We start from the raw sequence: 2,981 nt of genomic DNA, 5'->3' as shown, positions 1-2,981 counted from the left end.
CCGCCGACCGGCTCGCCGACGCCGAGCGGCGCGCCGCCGACCTCGCCGTGCGCAACCGGCTCGCCCGCGAACTGCACGACTCGGTGGGCCACGCCCTGAGCGCCGTCACGCTCCAGGCGAGCGCGGCCCGCAAACTCCTCGACCGGGACCCCGAGTTCGTCCGCGAGGCGCTCGCCGCCATCGAGGACACCACCCGCCGCACCGTCGAGGCCCCCCCCGCCGCACCGTCGGCGAGCTCGACGCCGTCCTCGGCGTGCTGCGCGAGGGCGGCGAGCGCGGGCCCGGACACGACACGGCCCCGGCGCCCACGCTCGGCGGCGACCTGGACGGACTCCTGCGCCGCACCCGCGCGGGCGGCCTGCGCGTGGACGCCGCCGTCGACCTCGGCGCGCTGGGTCCCGAGGGCGCCGACGCGCTGCCGCCGATGGTGTCCCGCGAGGGCTACCGCATCGTGCAGGAGGCCCTGAGCAACGCCCTCAAGCACGCGGGCCCCGACACCACGGTGGCCTTGCGCGTCGGGCTCGACGGCTCCGGCCTGGAGATCGTCGCCGAGAACCCGCTCCCGGACCCCGCCCGCGCCGAGCCCGCGCCCGCCCGCACCGGCGGCGGCCACGGCCTGCGCGGCATCGCCGACCGGGCCCGCCTCCTCGGCGGCACGGCGGAGGCGGGCCCCGCCGACGCCACCCCGGGCACCCGCGTCTGGAGACTGCACGTACGCCTGCCCTTCACGGGCCACGCATGATCACGCCACGTACGAAGGGACCGACCCCATGACCGACGCCGCATCCCCCGCCCCGCTGCGCATCGTGCTCGCCGACGACGAGCGCATGGTGCGCACGGCGCTGCGCGCCATCCTCGCCGCCGAGCCCGACCTGGAGATCGTCGGCGAGGCGGCGACGGGCGCCGAGGCGGTGTCCGTCGTGCGCGAGCTGAAGCCCGACGTGGTGCTCATGGACGTACGCATGCCGGAGATCGACGGCATCCGCGCCACCGAACAGATCCTGCGGGCCATGGACGCGCCGCCGCGCATCGTCGTCGTCACGACCTTCGAGAACGACTCCTACGTGTACGAGGCGCTGCGCGCCGGAGCGTCCGGCTTCCTGCTCAAGCGGGCCGAGGCCGAGGCGCTGGTGCAGGCGGTGCGCCTGGTGGCGCGCAGCGACTCGCTGCTGTTCCCGGCGGCCGTGCGTGCCCTTGCCGCCGAGCACGCGCGCGCCGAGACCGCGCAGGCGCCCTGGATCGCCCGGCTCACCGGCCGGGAGAGCGAGGTGCTGCGGTTCATGGCGGCCGGGCTCACCAACGCGGAGATCGCCGGGCGGATGGAGGTCGGCGCGGCGACGGTGAAGACGCATGTGGCGGCGGTGCTCGCGAAGACGGGGGCGCGGGACCGTACGCAGGCGGTGATCGCGGCGTACGAGGCGGGGTTCATGAAGAACGTCTGAGAAAACGGACACATCGGTGCAAGCGGGGAACGGAACGGCGTCGCGCGTTCGTCCTCCCGGGGGATGAACAAGACGATCAGGCACGCCTCGGTCTTCGCGCTGCTCCTGGTGCTCGCCCTGCTTGTGCGGGCGACCTGGGTGCAGTTCCACGACTCGAAGGCTCTCGCGGACGACAAGCTGAACCGGCGCAACGCGATCGAGCAGTACGCGTACCCGCTGGGCGACATCATCGTGGGCGGGGACGCCGTCACCGGTTCGAAGCGGACGGCGGGCGGTGACCTGGCGTACCAACGCACGTACAAGAACGGGCCGCTGTACGCCGGTGTCACCGGCTACAGCTCGCAGGTGTACGGCGCCACACAGCTGGAGGGCATCTACAAGGACCTCCTCGACGGCACCGACAACCGCCTCAAGAACCCCCTGGACACGCTCACCGACAAGCGGGCCGACCCCGGTGACGTCCTCACGACCATCGACCCGGGCGTGCAGAAGGCGGCGTACAAGGCGCTCGGCGACAAGAAGGGCGCGGCCGTCGCGGTCGACCCGAAGACCGGGAAGATCCTCGGCATGGTCTCCACGCCGTCGTACGACCCGTCGAAGATCAGCGGTTCCACCGACGGCGACGCGTGGAAGGCGCTCACCACCGACGAGGACAAGCCGATGGTGAACCGCGCGCTGCGCCAGCCGCTGCCGCCCGGTTCGACGTTCAAGCTGGTCGTCGCGGCGGCCGCGCTCGAGGACGGGCTCTACGGCTCCGTCGACGAGAAGACCGCGAGCCCGAACCCGTACACGCTGCCCGGGACCCGCACGGTCCTGAAGAACGAGAGCGCGTCGGCGCCCTGCGAGAACGCGACGATCCGTACGGCGCTGCAGTACTCCTGCAACAACGTCTTCGCCAAGATGGCCGTCGACCTCGGTCAGGACAAGGTGAAGGCGCAGGCGGAGAAGTTCGGCTTCAACGCGGACCACCTGGATGTGCCCGTGCGGGCGTCCGAGAGCGGCTACCCCTCGGACATGGACAAGGCGCAGACCGCGCTCACCGGCATCGGGCAGTTCGACGTCACCGCGACGCCGTTGCAGATGGCCATGGTGTCCGCCGCGATCTCCAACGGCGGGGAGCTGGCCGCTCCGCACATGGTCTCCAAGGTCACGGACTCGGACGGGAACGTGCTGCAGGAGTACGGGGACGGCGACGCGCAGCGGGTGATGGGCTCGGCCACCGCCGAGGGGTTGCGGTCCGCGATGGAGACCGTGGTCGAGAAGGGGACGGGCACGAACGCGCGGATCCCCGGAGCCTCGGTGGGTGGCAAGACCGGTACGGCTCAGCACGGTGAGAACAACTCCAAGACGCCGTACGCCTGGTTCACGTCCTACGCCAAGGGGGGCGACGGGAAGAAGGTCGCTGTCGCGGTGATCGTGGAGTCGTCGGACGCGGCGCGCTCCGAGGTCAGCGGGAATGGGTTGGCTGCGCCTGTTGCTTCGGCGATGATGCGGGCTGCGCTGCGCTAGCTTGCGGGGATTCCTGTCCCGCCGCTTCGC

At 72.2% G+C, this 2,981-nt stretch carries 2 protein-coding genes and 1 pseudogene; all 3 read left to right on the top strand.

Annotated features, from left to right (window positions below; translation table 11 throughout):
- Positions 1-742 (top strand): annotated as a pseudogene (locus STRAU_RS38760) (sensor histidine kinase); the annotation flags it as partial.
- Between the two features lie 28 nt (positions 743-770).
- Positions 771-1,442, top strand: coding sequence for a response regulator transcription factor (locus tag STRAU_RS38755; RefSeq protein ID WP_016645852.1), 672 nt, complete (start codon positions 771-773; stop codon positions 1,440-1,442).
- 63 nt (positions 1,443-1,505) lie between these two features.
- Entirely contained in the window at positions 1,506-2,951 is a 1,446-nt protein-coding gene (locus STRAU_RS38750; RefSeq protein ID WP_016645851.1) for a peptidoglycan D,D-transpeptidase FtsI family protein, read from the top strand.
- Positions 2,952-2,981: the final 30 nt, after the last annotated feature.

It is taken from the genome of Streptomyces aurantiacus JA 4570, assembly GCF_000414115.1.
Taxonomy (GTDB): domain Bacteria; phylum Actinomycetota; class Actinomycetes; order Streptomycetales; family Streptomycetaceae; genus Streptomyces; species Streptomyces aurantiacus_A.
The sequence above is the reverse complement of the archived record's forward strand: the minus strand, read 5'-3'. Positions and strand labels throughout refer to the sequence as shown.

Bases quoted from the DNA above. Each gene is read 5' to 3' on its own strand.
- STRAU_RS38755 (WP_016645852.1), top strand. From the start codon at position 771: ATGACCGACGCCGCATCCCCCGCCCCGCTGCGCATCGTGCTCGCCGAC.
- STRAU_RS38750 (WP_016645851.1), top strand. From the start codon at position 1,506: ATGAACAAGACGATCAGGCACGCCTCGGTCTTCGCGCTGCTCCTGGTG.